General features: G+C 53.6%; 10 protein-coding genes. 6 read left to right on the forward strand and 4 right to left on the reverse strand.

Annotation, left to right across the window (positions count from 1 at the left end; all coding sequences use genetic code 11):
* Positions 1–12: 12 nt before the first annotated feature.
* The 4 genes from M0P91_RS11140 to M0P91_RS11155 all read right to left on the reverse strand — a co-directional run bounded on the left by M0P91_RS11140 (position 13) and on the right by M0P91_RS11155 (position 6277).
* Positions 13–1452 (reverse strand): efflux transporter outer membrane subunit, encoded by a 1440-nt coding sequence (locus M0P91_RS11140; protein ID WP_295067271.1) that lies wholly within the window; start codon positions 1450–1452, stop codon positions 13–15.
* Entirely contained in the window at positions 1445–4576 is a 3132-nt protein-coding gene (locus tag M0P91_RS11145) for an efflux RND transporter permease subunit (RefSeq protein ID WP_295067273.1), read from the reverse strand. Before M0P91_RS11145 ends, M0P91_RS11140 begins: the two co-directional genes overlap by 8 nt.
* Positions 4577–4688: 112 nt before the next feature.
* Positions 4689–5819 (reverse strand): efflux RND transporter periplasmic adaptor subunit, encoded by a 1131-nt coding sequence (locus M0P91_RS11150; protein WP_295067276.1) that lies wholly within the window; start codon positions 5817–5819, stop codon positions 4689–4691.
* A complete protein-coding gene (locus M0P91_RS11155) occupies positions 5816–6277 on the reverse strand; it encodes a MarR family transcriptional regulator (RefSeq protein WP_295067278.1) in 462 nt (153 codons plus the stop codon). Before M0P91_RS11155 ends, M0P91_RS11150 begins: the two co-directional genes overlap by 4 nt.
* A gap of 234 nt (positions 6278–6511) precedes the next feature.
* Here M0P91_RS11155 and M0P91_RS11160 point away from each other — a divergent pair, with 234 nt between their 5' ends.
* From M0P91_RS11160 to hypF, 6 genes are read left to right on the forward strand one after another with little or no spacing between them, the layout of a single operon-like run.
* On the forward strand, positions 6512–7744 hold the full coding sequence (locus M0P91_RS11160; RefSeq protein WP_295067281.1) for a hydrogenase small subunit: 1233 nt from the start codon (positions 6512–6514) through the stop codon (positions 7742–7744).
* Entirely contained in the window at positions 7744–9474 is a 1731-nt protein-coding gene (locus M0P91_RS11165; RefSeq protein ID WP_295067284.1) for a nickel-dependent hydrogenase large subunit, read from the forward strand. Before M0P91_RS11160 ends, M0P91_RS11165 begins: the two co-directional genes overlap by 1 nt.
* Positions 9475–9484: 10 nt before the next feature.
* On the forward strand, positions 9485–10186 hold the full coding sequence (locus M0P91_RS11170; RefSeq protein WP_295067286.1) for a cytochrome b/b6 domain-containing protein: 702 nt from the start codon (positions 9485–9487) through the stop codon (positions 10184–10186).
* On the forward strand, positions 10186–10728 hold the full coding sequence (locus M0P91_RS11175; RefSeq protein WP_295067289.1) for a HyaD/HybD family hydrogenase maturation endopeptidase: 543 nt from the start codon (positions 10186–10188) through the stop codon (positions 10726–10728). The genes M0P91_RS11170 and M0P91_RS11175 overlap by 1 nt, the downstream gene beginning before the upstream one ends.
* Before the next feature lie 3 nt (positions 10729–10731).
* Entirely contained in the window at positions 10732–12630 is a 1899-nt protein-coding gene (locus tag M0P91_RS11180) for a hypothetical protein (protein ID WP_295067292.1), read from the forward strand.
* Complete coding sequence (gene hypF / locus M0P91_RS11185; protein ID WP_295067295.1) at positions 12602–14875, forward strand: carbamoyltransferase HypF; 2274 nt, start codon at positions 12602–12604, stop codon at positions 14873–14875. Before M0P91_RS11180 ends, hypF begins: the two co-directional genes overlap by 29 nt.
* The last annotated feature ends 4 nt before the right edge of the window (positions 14876–14879 follow it).

A 14879-nucleotide genomic window follows, 5' to 3' on the forward strand; every position in this document is an offset into this window, starting at 1 on the left:
AAAGCAACGGCGTTACCGCCCTGCAGGGAGGAGATTTTGTTCCGGAAGATGGGAACTTTTATCCCATCCGCCGCCAAGTGCTTTGTAAAGCGATACGGTTGCAATCAGGGTGTTTTGTTGGGCAAGGATGTTTTGTTGTGACGCCTGAAGCCATTGCTGCTGGACCAGGAGGAGGTCACCGTAGGAAATTGTCCCTACTTTGTAGCGGAGACGGGATTGTTCATACGCTTTCTGGATCGCTTCGGTCCGTTTTAACTGATAGTGCAGCTGTTCCTTGGCCTTGGCATTTTGTCCGATGGCGTTATCGGCATCATTGAAAGCGCCGATAATCGCTTTTTGGTATTGTAACAGGGTTTTGTTATGGTCGGCTTCGGCGGTTTTGATCTCCCCTTCTATCCGTCCCGCAGAGAAAATAGGGAGAGTGATTGCGGGGGCAATTTCCCATAATTGGGCCGGGTTGGTGACAAAGTTGCTGAGTTCGAGACTCTGAACGCCCAGCATACCCGTTAAACGGATACTGGGATAATAGGCGGCGCGGGCAATACCGATCTGCGCGTTGGCGGCGATGAGGTTTTGTTCCGCTACGGCGATATCGGGACGGTTTGCCAATATGCTGCTTGGGAGGGCTTCGGGGATTTTTGGAATACGGATGGCACTTAGATCGGTCGTCTTGATCGCTTGGGGATTCTCCCCTAAGATGAGATTGAGGGTTGCCTCTTCGCCAATCTTGGCCGCTTCGAGTTGTGAGAGGGTAGCTTTTGCACCCTCGTATTCCGATTGCGCTTGCAGATAAATAGATTCGGTAATCACTCCGTGGCGGTATTTAAGGGCGCTTTGCTGTTCAATATCACGGGACGCGTTGAGGTTTTCTTTGGCCAGAGCAATTTGCCCGTTGAGGGAGGCAAGCTTGATGTACGAAACTGCCGCACTCGATGCGATAGCGATTTGAAGGGTTTGCCGGGCATATTCGGTTGTGAGGAGGAGGGCGCGCGCTGCTTCGTTGGCACGGCGTACTTTGCCGAAAAGGTCGATCTCATAGCTGGCCAGAGAGAGGGACGCGGCATAGGTCGACGTAACCCCTTCTCGAAGCTGATACCCTCCGGTAGTCGCATTCTGAACCCCTTTGCGTGTCAGGGAGCTGTTGGCGTTAATCTGGGGATAGAGATACGATTTGGCCTGATCGAATTTTCCCAGCATGGCATCCACAGAGGTCTGTGCGGCAAGAAGATCGTAGTTGTTAATCAGGGCATGTTCGACGGTCGCGGAGAGTTGCGGATCGTTAAACGCTCTCCACCATTGGGGATCGACCGTTTTTACGGTGCTTTGGTTGGACTCCATGTGCCGAAACGTATCGGGAGTGGCGACTTCGGGCCGTTTGTAATCGGGACCGATGGCGCATCCGCCGAGGAGGAGGGCAAGGATGAGCGATCCATAAGAGATAGAACTATTCATGTGTGATACCTTTTTCAGGGGCTAATTTCTCTTTAATCGTTGAAACCCAATAATAGAGGAACGGGATAAAATACCGTTCAATAAAGGTTGCCGCCAGCATCCCGCCAAACATGGCCACCCCGATCGAGAAGCGCCCCATGGCTCCAGCGCCGGAGCTGAGGATAAGGGGGAGCATCCCCGCCAAAAAGGCGAATGAGGTCATCATCATCGGCCGGTAACGCAGACGTGCCGCTTCCATCGCCGCATCGTAGATGCTTTTGCCCATATGGCGCTGTTCTTCGGCAAATTCGACGACGAGAATCGCATTTTTTGCCGAAAGGGCGATAAGGGTCAGCAAACCGATCTGAAAATAGACATTGTTGTTCAAGAACGGGATCATCCATACGACCGTATAAGCTCCCATGATTCCGTAGGGGACCGCCAGCATGATCGAGATCGGCAATGTCCAGCGCTCATAGAGTGCGGCAAGGATCAGATACACCATGATCAGGGCAAATACCATAATGATCAGCGCCTTGGAACCGACGAGTTTTTCTTGGAGATAGAGGCCGTCCCAGTCATAGCTGATAGTGTTGGGAAGGACGGTATCGGCCGTATTTTCCAGAATCTGTATGATCTCTCCCGAACTCATCCCCGGAGCCGGAGCCCCCATCACCGTCGTGCTCAAAACCCCGTTAAAGTGTTCGATACTTGAGGGGGCGCTGGACATGGAGACTTTCACGACGCTTGATAGCGGGACCAGTTTGCCGCTTGACGAGCGGACCCATCCTCGGCCGATATCTTCGGGTTTGGTTCGGTAGGGAGCGTCGGCCTGAATCTGTACCCAGTAGGTTTTTCCGTTTTTGTCAAACTGGTTGATGTTCATATACCCGATCGTCGCTTGAAGGGTCTGGAAAATTTCGGTGACGGAGAGTCCCAGCATTTTCGCTTTTTCCCGATCCACTTCGACTGAGAGGGTCGGGGTGGTGATATTCATCGTCGAAAAGGGATTTTTAAACCGTGGATCTTTCCGCAATTCGCCGATAAAAAAGTTGGTGGAGTCGGCAAGTTTGCTGAAATTGTTGTCTCCGGGCTGCTGCAAACGGAAACTGAACATATCCGACGGCCCCATTCCCCGAATCGGCGGCGGAGGCATGGCAAACACCTTGGCCTCCTTGATGCTTCCGAATTTGGGCCCCAAGGTGTTTAAGATACCGAAGACGGCCAGCTCTTTGGTTTTTCGCTCATCCCACCCTTTGAGCCGGGTGAAGATAACGGCGGAATTGGGTTCTTGGGAAAAGGTGAGGATATTGAGCCCCGTAATGGCGGTGAATTTGTAAACCCCTTCCTGTTTTCCCAGGATCGCTTCTACCTGCTTGACCACTTCGAGGGTACGGTTGGAAGTGGCTCCGTCGGGGAGATTGATACTCGTGATGAAATACCCCTGATCTTCCATCGGCAAAAAGGCGCTCGGGAGCGTTTTGTGAAAATAGCCGATGAAAAAGTAGGTGGAGAGGTAGATCACCAGAAAAATCAGCGATTTGCGGATCATAAAGCCCGAACGGCGGACGTAGTTCTCGGTCATTTTTCCGAAGGCGCGGTTGAACCAGCGGAAGAAACGTGCCGGCTCCTTCTCGTGGTGTTTGAGGATCAAAGCGCCGATAGCCGGGGCAAAGGTGAGGGCCATAAAGCCGGAAAATACGACGGAGATCGCGATCGTGGCGGCGAACTGTTTGTACAGCTGTCCGGTCATCCCCCCCATGAAGGTGGCGGGGATAAAAACGGCACACATGACGAGGACGATCGCGATAACGGGGCCGGAGATTTGCATCATCGCTTTGATAGCCGCTTCGCGCGGGGAGAGTTTTTCGCTTTGTAAAATCCGCTCCATGTTCTCGATGACGACGATCGCATCATCGACGACGATTCCGATGGCGAGAACGAGTCCAAAGAGGGTGAGGGTATTGATCGAATACCCCAGCAGGTACATTCCGATAAACGCTCCCGTCAGCGAGATCGGGATCGAGAGGATCGGGATCAGGGCCGCGCGGGTGCTTTGCAAAAAGAGGTAGATGACCAGACTCACCAGAACGATCGAAGCGAGGAGGGTAAAAAGGACCTCTTCGATCGAAATTTTGACGAAATCGGTCGTGTTATAGGGGATGTCGTAGGCGATCCCTTTTGGAAACTTCTTCGCCAGTTTCTCCATCTTGGCCGTTACGGCGGCGGAGGTGTCGAGGGCATTGGCATTCGTATCGGCAAAAATCCCGATCATGGCGGCCGGTTTGCCGTTCACCCGTCCGAAAAATTCGTAGTTTTGGCTGCCGAGCTCGACTCGGGCGACATCTTTGAGGCGCAGAGTCGAACCGTCGGGTTTGGAGCGGATGATGATGTTTTGAAACTCTTCGGGGGTTGAAAAACGCCCTTTGCTGGTGAGCTGCATCGTCCACATCTGCTCAGGCGTCGTGGGTCCTTGCCCCAGACGTCCCGGAGAGACCTGGATGTTTTGATCTTTGATCGCTCCGGCGATGTCGGTCGTACTGACCCCCAAAGAGGCCATTTTGTCAGGGTTAAGCCAAACGCGCATCGCGTAGTCGCGCTGACCGAAAATCTGTGCCCTTCCCGCACCGGGGGTTTTCTTGATCTCATCGAGGAGAGTGGAGGAGATGTAGTTACTGATCTGAATCGAGTCGAAACTCTCATCCGGCGAGGTGACCGCAACGAGGAGGAGAATGTCCGAGGTTTTTTTCTGGACGGTTACCCCCAGATCCCGGGTGCTTTGGGGGAGGAGGGCGAGGACGGAGTTGATCCGGTTCTGGACGTCGACGGCTGCCATGTCCTGATTGACCCCGATATTAAAAGTACAGGTGATCGTAGCGCTTCCGGGGAGGGCGGCCGCTTTGGAGGAGATGTACATTAACCCGTCGGCTCCGGAAATTTGAGATTCCAGAGGAGAAAGGATCGTGTCGGCGATGGTTTGCGCATCGGCGCCGGGGTATTGGGCGGTAACCACGACGGTCGGCGGGGTGATATTGGGCAGCTGCGAAATCGGAAGACTCCGGATCGCCGCAAAGCCCAACAAGACGATTATCATCGCAATGACGGCCGATAAAACAGGTCGGTTGATAAAATATTTACTAAACATGGTCAAACCTTATAGTTGAACGCTCTAGGGGTAAAACCCCTAGAGCTACGCTGGCCGCTATGGCACTGAAGCTTGCCTCTGGCGAGGCAGAATTCAATTTCAAGAAACTTTTTCATTTTTTATTCGGGATGATATCGGCACCCGGTTTGAGTTTCGGCAGCCCATCGGCAGCGATTTTATCGCCGACACTGACGCCGCTTTCGATCAGGATATTTTCACCGACCCATTCACCGGTGACAACCGGTCTGGGAGTGACGGTGTTATTGGCCTCAACCCCGTAAACGAATTTCCCTTTATCCCCCGTAAGGAGTGTTTTTTGCGGGATATAGAGGGCATCTTTCCACTCCATCCCTTTCACTTTTACGTGGACAAATTGACCCGGAAGGAGTGTATGATCGCTGTTGTCGATAATCGCCCGGTAGGTAATCGTCCCCGTCGTTGAATCGATAAAGGGGGCGATGAAATTGATTTTCCCTTTTCGCGTTAGAGTCGTTCCGTCGCCCAGGGTCAGTTCCACATCGTACTGTCCGTTTTTGGGAGCGACGAGTTTGCCGCCGGCGATGGCGTTTTGGCGGGCGGTCCGCTCGTTTTCGCTGAAGGTAAAATTGATATAGATCGGATCATTCTGATACATTGTGCTCAGCAGACCGTTCGCCCCGGCGGCGATGTAGGTTCCGATATCGATTTTGGATTTGTCGGCAAAACCGCTGATCGGGGCTTTGATCGTCGTATAGCTGAGGTTGAGTTTGGCCTGTTCCAGCGATGCTTTGGCCCCCATGAGTGCAGCGGCGGTGTTGCGTTCATTGGCCATAGCGGTATCAAGATCTTGCTGACTGGCCGCATTGGCCTGGGCTAACGGTTTAATCCGGTTTAGAACCGCTTTGGCATTGGTGTGGTTGGCCGATGCCAATTCGTAAGCGGCTTTGGCGCTCTCAAGTCCATTTTTCAAATCGGAAGGGTCGATTTCAAAGAGGGTTTGCCCTTTTTTGACCATCTCCCCCTCGGTATAGGCACGTTTAAGGAGGTATCCCGATACCCGTGCGTAGACCTGAACCGTATAATAGGCCTGAGTCTGCCCCGTTGCTTCAAGAACTGCGGGGAAATTTCCCGATTTCACTTCGGTGAGGGTGACCGGGACAGGCCCTTCGGGCGGTTTTTCCATACCGGCCGCTTTGGGACGTTCGCATCCGCTGATCGTGAGGAGTAAAAGGGAAGAGAGGGCGAGGGAAGAGAGGCGATTCATTCAGATTCCTTTTGTAGAGTATTAAGGGATTGGCACATTTGTTTTAAAACGCGCAGCGTAACGGCAAGTTCATCGGGATCGATCCCCTGATGCAGATATCGGTTAGCTTCTTCCAACACGTGCATTGTCGGTTTCTCAAGTGCGATCCCCTGAGGGGTGAGGGTGACATGATTGCACCGTTTATCCTGACACGCGGTTGTTCTTTGGATCAGAGAGCGTTTTTCCAAACCGGCGATCAGTCGGGTTACGGATGTTTTGTCTTTTCCGACAAAGTCGGCAATGTTTTGTTGGGTCGAAACTTTTTCTTTCCACAACACGATCATCACTTTGAACTGTTCGATTGTCATATCGATACCGTTTTGTTCCAGTCGTTTGGTTAAAAAAGCCCGTGTAGCGTACGCGGCATGATTGGCGAGACAACCCAGAGATTCTCCCGTCGGACATTCACATCGATTCATTAAAACTCCTAGATAGTTGATTATGCAACTAATTGATGAAATTGTATTGTTGTTCTTTATAAATGTCAAGGGAGATCGGAGCGATATCCATCGGTATCGGAGGAAGATTTTCTGTGCCGGTCCCAATAATAACTAGGAAGATAAAATGTTAAATTAAATTTTATAGTTTAAATATTCGTTTAAGTTATCCAGGTCTAGAATAGTGAATGATTATTCATTTTAGAGGGGGAGCAGATGGCACAGCGACGTGACGTGATAATGAGTCTGTTTACGACGGACAGAGCTCAGGTGCAGACCAATAAAGGGGATGCCTACTACCAAAATCTTTTTGAGAGATGCCGTGCGAGACTGGATGAGCTCAAGGCGATGGCACCGCTCAATGCGATCGATTTCCGGGAAATTCTCGAAGACGAAGGGTATGACCGGCGCGAATTTTTAAAATGGGCCAGTGCGGCGACGGCGATGCTGATGCTTCCGCCTATATTTACCCCCCTTGTTGCCGAAGCGGCGGAATTGATGAACCGCGTACCGGTTATCTGGCTGGAACTCCAAGACTGTGCGGGAAATTCCGAAGCGCTGTTGCGCAGTGACGGGCCGAAAATCGATGAGATTCTCCTTGATATCATCTCACTTGAGTTTCATGAGACGCTGATGGCTCCGGCGGGGCATCAGGCCGAAGCACAGCTGCATGAAGCGATGGAGAGCTTTAAAGGCAAATACCTCCTGTTCGTCGAAGGGTCGATTCCCGTCGGTGCGGGGAAAGAGTGGTGTACGATCGGGGCAAGCGGTGAGACCTTTGAAGCGCACCTGCTCCGTGTGGCCGCCGATGCGGCGGCGGTTGTCGCGGTCGGAAGCTGTGCGACGTTCGGCGGTGTCCCCGCCGCCGCCCCCAATCCGACCGGAGCGGTTGGGGTGATGGAGGTGATCAAAGGCAAACCGATCATCAATATCCCCGCCTGTCCGGCCAATCCGGCCAATATGGTGGGGGTGATTTTGCATTTCGTCATGACCGGACAGGTTCCGGAACTCGATTCGCTTCTGCGTCCGAAGTTTGCGTTCGGTTATCGCATCCACGACAACTGCGAACGCCGCGCCCATTTCGATGCGGGCGAGTATGTCGAGGAGTGGGGCGATGAGGGGGCACAAAACAATTTTTGTCTCTATAAGATGGGGTGCAAAGGGCCGATGACCTTTAACAACTGCTCCATCGTCCGCTACAACGAAGCGGTCAACTGGCCGATCGGGGTCGGACGCGGATGTATCGGGTGTTCGGAGCCCGATTTTTGGGATAAATACGCGTATGAGCGTCCCATGGCGGATGCTCACATCAAAGCCCCTACGGGCGGCGTAGAGAAGAGTGTGGATGAGTTCGGTCTGGGCTTGCTCAGCGCTACGGCCGTCGGTATCGGGATTCACGCTGCGGCAAGCGCCGTTGCCGGAAAAAAATCAGATGAGGGAGAAGCATAATGAGTAAACATATTGTAATCGATCCGATAACCCGTATCGAAGGACACCTGCGTATCGAGGCGGTGATTGATGAGAACAATACGATTGTTGACGCTTATAGCGCTTCAACGATGTTTCGCGGAATCGAAGAGATCCTCAAAGGGCGCGATCCCCGCGACTGCGGATTGTTGGCGATGCGTATCTGCGGTGTCTGTACGGGGACCCATTATCAGCGCAGTATCGAAGCGGTCGAACATGCGTTTAACGTCACGATCCCGAAAAATGCCCGGATCGTCCGAAACCTGATCCAAGGGGCGTTGTACCTGCATGACCACGTCGTCCATTTCTACCATTTGCACGCTCTGGATTGGGTCGATATCACCAAAGCGCTCGAAGCCGATCCGGCCAAAGCGGTTGCCGAGGCTCAGAAATGGGCCGGTGTTGCCGGGGTACATGCGTGGGGCGATAGCGTCTCAGTCTATAAAGGGGTGCAGGAGCGGCTGACCAAGTTTGTCAAACAAGGGCGTCTCGGACCGTTTGCCAAAGGGTACTGGGGGAACAAGCATTATAAATTGACCCCCGAACAAAATCTGGTAGCGGTATCGCACTATCTCGAAGCGCTTGACCTTCAGCGCGATGCGGCCAAGATGCAGGCGATCTTCGGCGGTAAGAACCCCCATCCGCAAAGCATCGTCGTCGGCGGGGTGACCTGTGTACAGGATATCCAGAACCCGGCCCGTATCGCCCTCTTTAAAGAGCTGCTGATGAAGTTTCGCGATTTCATCAAACGGGCCTATCTTCCCGATGTCTATATGGCGGGGACGATGTATGCCGACGAGGCGCTTGAGGGGACCGGCGCGGGTCTGAAAAACTATCTGAGCTACGGAGATTTCCGTCTGGATGACACCGGGTTTTATCAATCGGCGTTGCTGTTTCCTAGCGGAATCGTCATCGGCGGAGATATCTCCAAACTCCTTCCGCTGGAGCAGGAGAAGATCGCCGAAGACGTCACCCACTCGTGGTATGAGGGGGGCAAACCGCTCCATCCGTATGACGGTCAGACGATCCCGAACTACACCGGATTCGGTAAAAAAGAGAACGGGATCGCCTATCTGGACACCGATAAAAAATACAGCTGGATCAAATCGCCGATCTACGACGATACCCGGATGGAGGTGGGACCGTTGGCCCGTATGGTGGTCGGTGTCGCCGCAAAAGACGAGCGGATCACCCAATACGTCACGACATTCCTCAAGAAGGGAAATCTCCCGATCGGGGTGTTGTTCTCCACCGTCGGACGGACGGCGGCGCGGGCGATCGAGACGGAGCTGATGGCCGATGTGATGGTCGAATGGGTCGATGAATTGGCTAAAAACGTCGCATCGGGCGACCTGCGTACCTGGACGGAGTTCGATTTTAATGTCGTCAGCAAAAGCGCGCGCGGATACGGTATGGCCGAAGCGCCGCGCGGCGCACTGGGACACTGGGTCCGGATCGAGGAGGGGAAAGTCGCCAATTATCAGGCGATCGTCCCCTCTACCTGGAACGCCGCCCCGCGCGATTACAAAGGGCGCAGAGGAGCCTATGAGGCCAGCCTGATCGGGACAAAGGTCGCCGATCCCGACCAGCCTCTGGAGATTTTGCGTACGATCCACAGTTTTGACCCGTGTATCGCGTGTGCGGTTCATATTGTCGATACGAAAGGGAAAGAACTCGGGGTCTATCGGGTCGATACCCTCTGCGCCGTCTAAGGGGGCTGAAATGAAAAACACCTATACAACAGTCAAGCGGATGAGCGGCGCGATGCGCATCATCCACTGGGTCAATGTCATCTCCGTTATCGCGGCGGTGATCACGGGCCTCTATATCGCCCATCCCTATTATCAGAGTTTTATCGCCGACCCGGCGGTGGACAAATACGTCATGGCGTGGAACCGGTGGATCCATCTGATGGGGGCGATTCTCCTCGACATCACCTCGGTCGTCGTCGCCTATCTCTACTTTTTCAGCCGTTTTGAAAAAGCGTACAAAAAACTGATCCCTTCACTCGACAATATCCGGGAGTTCGGACAGGTTTTCATCAATCTTTTGACCCTCAACCGGAAAAAAGAGTTCAGTTCAGAACACGGTGACAGTTTTAACGCCGTTTATTTCGCTATCATGCACCTGATGCTTATCTTTATGCTCCTCAGCGGGTTGCAGATGTACGTGCAGGGGTTGGAATCGGGAATCAGCAGTATCGGCGCATGGTGGCCGCTGATGCTCCATCTGGCGACCGACTGGACGCTGGTCGTATTCGGCGGAAACATGGAGGTACGGATCGCCCACCATATGACGATGTGGTGGATCGTGGCATGGGTGATGTTCCATGTCTATTATCAGGTCTGGAGAACGATCTTCTGGAAAGAGGGTGATATTGCCATCGTTATCGGCGGTACCAAGTTTGTAAAAAAAGGGAATTGATGTCAAATACAGTGGTCGTGGGTGTCGGAAATATCTTGTTTATGGATGAGGGGGTAGGGGTTTATGCGGGAAAATACCTCGAAGAGAACTTTGCGTTCAATCCCCCGATCGATATCATCGACGGCGGTGTTTTGGGATTCAAACTGATGACCTATTACCAGTCGTACGATCGGGTCATTATCCTCGATACCGTGACGATCGACGATGAGGCCGGCAGTATCTACCATCTTCCCGCCGATGCGCTGATGGGGCTGGGGAGCTATCGCCAGACGGCCCATGAGGTGGAGGTGGTCGAGATGCTGGAGATCTGTTCCCTACTCGATAAAATGGCGGACGTCAGCGTCGTCGGGATCATCCCGCACGATATCCAAAGCGTCGTCATTGATCTCACCGATCGGGTCAAAGGGCAGTTTGACCCCTATATCCAAACCGTATTGGGGGTATTGCGCGATGCGGGAGTCGAGGCTACGCCGAAAGAGGAGGCCAAATCGTTGAACCGGATTATCAATGCCTACGCCAATCCGACGATGGCGGCATTTTAACCTATGGCATTTATTCTCCGTTTCGCCGATGCGTCGCATCAGCTTCTTTATCCCCGGTATTTGGGTGCGCTTGCCCGCAAAGTTAGGATCAATGCCCGGATCATCAAAGAGAAAAACTCAGTTGTCTGCGCTTTGGATGAGCGCAGCGGGGCTCTTGAGTCTTTTATGGAGATTCTCTCTTCATCCGCCCCTTCGTCGATCTTTCTGGGTTCGGTGACCCACGCGTTCGATGATGAAGCGGTGGATGAGCAGAGCGGTGCGCAACGCGCTTTGCCTCTGGGCCTCGGTTTGTGCCCCTCCTGTACCCGCGAGATGCTTGATCCTGCCGGTGCGCGCTACTATTACCCCTTTACCTCCTGCAACCACTGCGGCGGTCAATATGCCTTTTTTGAACATTATCCGTATATCAGGGAAAATACCCGTCTCTCCTCTCATAGTGCATGCCCCTCCTGTGAAGAAGAGGCTAAGGAAGCGGGGTTTCGTGAGGGGTATCCGCAGATTAGCTGCAACGAATGTCCGATCCCGGTAAGATTTGAGGGGATGAGCGCCCGCAGCAGCGTCGAATACCGCCGCCTTTTCAAACATGCCGCACACCTCATTTCGCAAGGGAAAAAAGTGAGTATCAAAAGTACCCTCGGAAAGCGGCGGTATGAGTTGTGCACTCGGGAGGCGGAGACCCTCATGATCTGCGATATGACAAAAATCACCGACTATCTGGCGGTGATTGATGAGGAGCTAAATGCCCTTACGGCCATCGAGCGGCCGATCCTCCACACGGCACTCAAAGACGAAGCCCTTCAGCAGATACTGGGGGAGAGCCGGGATGTCAAATGCCCCGATGACGGGTTTGCCCTTCTGCTGGCACGGGAGCTTCGCGAAGCGGGCATCGGTGTGGTCAGCTATACGGAAAATTTTGAGGGCTATGATGCCGAGATGACGTTCGATCCGGAGACGAATGTCCAAAGCGATCTGCACCTCTTCGTCAACAAAGAGGTCCGTTTTATCCAGAAAGGGGAGCGGGTCTCCTTTCCGGCACACTTTCCTGCCGCCCATCCGACCCTCAGCGTCGCCCATGGATTGGTCTATGTCGCACAAGGCGGGGGGGAGCTTATCGATCAGACGGGACGGTTCGCTTCGGCTGCGGGGAGCCGTCTGTCGGTTTTGGAGGGGGAGCCGTTTGAGCTGAACCATTCGAACCGCCGCGATTTTTCTCAGGATGAGGGGTCGTTCATGGCGGTCCTTGCCGAACATGACGCCCTCTCTTGCAGTGCGGTCGGGGTCCATTTCGATGAGAGCATCTCGTTTTTGTACTACAACGGCAAGCGTCTGGTCCGTGCGGTCCCCTCGATCACGTTTCACCATGCGTCGCTCATCGAATCGCTGAAGAGGCTGCGCGAGGGGTCTGAGCGTTTGGTCGAAAACTGCCGCCATAAACGCCCCGAGGTGTTTGCCGCATTGGAGAAGATCGAATCGGCTCCGTGCAGCGTGTTTGAAGCGGCCGCGATGATCATCGGTCTCGATCACCCCTCGTTGGATGCGTTGATGCGCGAATCGCTCCGTTTTAACGGCAAGGGGGGGACGCAGATCGACATCAAAAGCACCGACAGCCGTTTCGACCCCGTCGTCTTTTTGGCGAGCATCCTGAGTTATGTTTTGGCCGATGTCCCGAAGAGCCTTTTATGTTATTCGATCTTTGAGTCGCTGGGGGATTATTTTGGTGATATACTCACCGAATTGAAACAGCGTTCAAAAGCACAAGAGACGGTGATCTGCGGAGCGGCGATCGCAAACCAGAGTCTCTACAGCCGCATGATGCGCAATCTCAAAAACACGTCGCCGTTAGCGGCACGCAGTTTTCCGATCGGGAGAGAAAATGGAGTCATCGGCGGGATCTATCTCTAAACGGATCGTTATTACGGTACGCGGCCGTGTACAGGGGGTCGGTTTTCGCCCCTTCGTTTATCGTGAAGCGAAGCGTTGCGGGATCAAAGGGTATGTGACCAACACGGCAGAGGGGGTCTATATCGATGCGGAGGGGGAAAATCTGGATGATTTTACCGCCGCGCTTCGTTGTGCTTACCCTGATCGTGCCCGAATGGATTTTGTCGAGATCACGGATGCCGATCCTTTGGGCTATGCCGATTTTGAAATCCGTGAAAGTATTGAGGGGCCCGGTACGGCTGTGATTCCGCTTGACACGGCGCTTTGCCGGGCGTGCGAGGCGGAGATGGATGATCCCGCGAACCGCCGCTACCGCTATCCCTTTATCAACTGCACCGATTGCGGTCCGAGGTATACGATTATCCAGACTCCCCCCTACGACCGCGTCCGAACCTCCATGAAAAAATTTGTCATGTGTCCCGAATGCACTGCGGAGTACAGCGATCCCGAATCGCGCCGCTACCATGCCGAACCCATAAGTTGTCCGAAATGCGGTCCACAGTTACAATTTTTTGATAAAAATGGAGAAGTGATTACAGGTAATCCGATCGAATCGGCGGCGAGGATGCTGCATGAGGGGAAAATCATCGCCCTCAAGGGGCTGGGGGGATTTCATCTGATGTGCGATGCGACCTCCGATGCGGCGGTCGAGAAATTGCGGCTGCGCAAACGCCGCCCCGGCAAACCGCTTGCGGTGATGTTTGCGTCACTGGAGCGGATTCGCGAATGCGCTGCGGTCGATGAGGAGGAAGCGGCATGGATCGAGGGGGAGATAAAGCCGATCGTGATTCTACGCTCCCTGTCCAATACGATCCTCAGTCCCCGCGTCGCTCCGCTAATTCGCCGTATCGGCGCGTTTCTCCCCTATACTCCGCTTCACCGTCTTTTGTTTGAGCATATCGATTTCCCCCTCGTCGCGACGAGCGCGAACCGCTCCGAAGAGCCGATCATCATCCGTCAAGAGGAGATTGTAGCGTTGTTAGGTGATGTTGTGGACGGAATACTTGACCACAACCGTACCATCGTCAATGCTCTCGATGACACGGTGATACAGGTTGTTGAGGGGCGAAAAGTGACGCTTCGGATGGGGAGGGGGGCGGCTCCGTGGTCGCTTTCGTTAGAGAAGCCTATCGATATCCCGACCTTATCGGTCGGGGCTCACCAAAAAAGTGCCGTTGCGGTCGCGGCCGAGAAGACGGTGCTCCTCGGAGGGCACATCGGCGATCTGGGATCGCTTGAAGCGGACGGTTATTTTGAGCGGACAATCAAAACTCTGAAACGATTTTACGATTTCATTCCGCGCCGTCTTATCGGAGACCTCCACCCGCATTACAGCTCCAGCCGCTACGTTGTTTCTGCAACGGTTAAGGAAAAAGTTTTTATTCAACACCATTATGCCCATATTTTGGCCTGCATGGCGGAGTACGGTCTGAGGGAAAAAGTGGTCGGGTTTGCGTATGATGGGACCGGGTACGGGGAGGATGGCCGTATATGGGGGGGAGAGGTGATGATCGCCGATCTTCACGGGTATGAGCGGATCTACACCCTCAAACCCTTTGCTCTGATCGGCGGAGAGAGGGCGATCAAAGAACCCCGCCGGATCGGATTGTCGCTGCTGTTTGAACGCTTCACCCTCGATGAGGTGCTTTGCCTGAACTCCCCGTGTGCGGAGGCGTTTATGAGTCACGAAATACGGCAGATGCACCATATGTGGCAAAAAGGGATTAATTCCCCGATGAGCAGTTCGATGGGGCGCCTTTTTGACGCGGTTGCGTCGCTGGGGGGATTTATCCAGACTCTTGATTATGAGGGGCAGGGGGGACTGGTAATGGAGAGCTACGTCGAGGATCGCCCCTATACGCCGTTTGGATTTGCGTTGAGGGAGGGGGAGATCGATGTGACGGAGATGATCGGTGAGATCATCGACATCGAACACAACACCGTTGATAAAGAAGCGGCCAAAAAAGAGATCGCCGGACGTTTTATTTCCACCGTTGCTGCGATCATTGTCAAAATTGCCGATGGGTATCCGGCTCTAAAAGTTGTCATCGGCGGCGGGGTCTTCCAAAACCGGGAGGTGATCCGTATGTTGATCCATGGCTTCGGAGATCGAGAGTTTTATGCCCAGTGCGACACCCCGATCAATGACGGATCGATTGCGCTCGGACAAGTATGGTGGGGGATTCATAATGGATGCGGTGATTAATGGG

Origin of the sequence: Sulfuricurvum sp. (assembly GCF_023229695.1) — a bacterium.
Lineage (GTDB): Bacteria > Campylobacterota > Campylobacteria > Campylobacterales > Sulfurimonadaceae > Sulfuricurvum.

What these genes read in the sequence shown, in the direction of transcription:
- M0P91_RS11140 (WP_295067271.1), bottom strand. Translation starts at nt 1,452, where the DNA reads ATGAATAGTTCTATCTCTTATGGATCGCTCATCCTTGCCCTCCTCCTC.
- M0P91_RS11145 (WP_295067273.1), bottom strand. Translation starts at nt 4,576, where the DNA reads ATGTTTAGTAAATATTTTATCAACCGACCTGTTTTATCGGCCGTCATT.
- M0P91_RS11150 (WP_295067276.1), bottom strand. Translation starts at nt 5,819, where the DNA reads ATGAATCGCCTCTCTTCCCTCGCCCTCTCTTCCCTTTTACTCCTCACG.
- M0P91_RS11155 (WP_295067278.1), bottom strand. Translation starts at nt 6,277, where the DNA reads ATGAATCGATGTGAATGTCCGACGGGAGAATCTCTGGGTTGTCTCGCC.
- M0P91_RS11160 (WP_295067281.1), top strand. Translation starts at nt 6,512, where the DNA reads ATGGCACAGCGACGTGACGTGATAATGAGTCTGTTTACGACGGACAGA.
- M0P91_RS11165 (WP_295067284.1), top strand. Translation starts at nt 7,744, where the DNA reads ATGAGTAAACATATTGTAATCGATCCGATAACCCGTATCGAAGGACAC.
- M0P91_RS11170 (WP_295067286.1), top strand. Translation starts at nt 9,485, where the DNA reads ATGAAAAACACCTATACAACAGTCAAGCGGATGAGCGGCGCGATGCGC.
- M0P91_RS11175 (WP_295067289.1), top strand. Translation starts at nt 10,186, where the DNA reads ATGTCAAATACAGTGGTCGTGGGTGTCGGAAATATCTTGTTTATGGAT.
- M0P91_RS11180 (WP_295067292.1), top strand. Translation starts at nt 10,732, where the DNA reads ATGGCATTTATTCTCCGTTTCGCCGATGCGTCGCATCAGCTTCTTTAT.
- hypF (WP_295067295.1), top strand. Translation starts at nt 12,602, where the DNA reads ATGGAGTCATCGGCGGGATCTATCTCTAAACGGATCGTTATTACGGTA.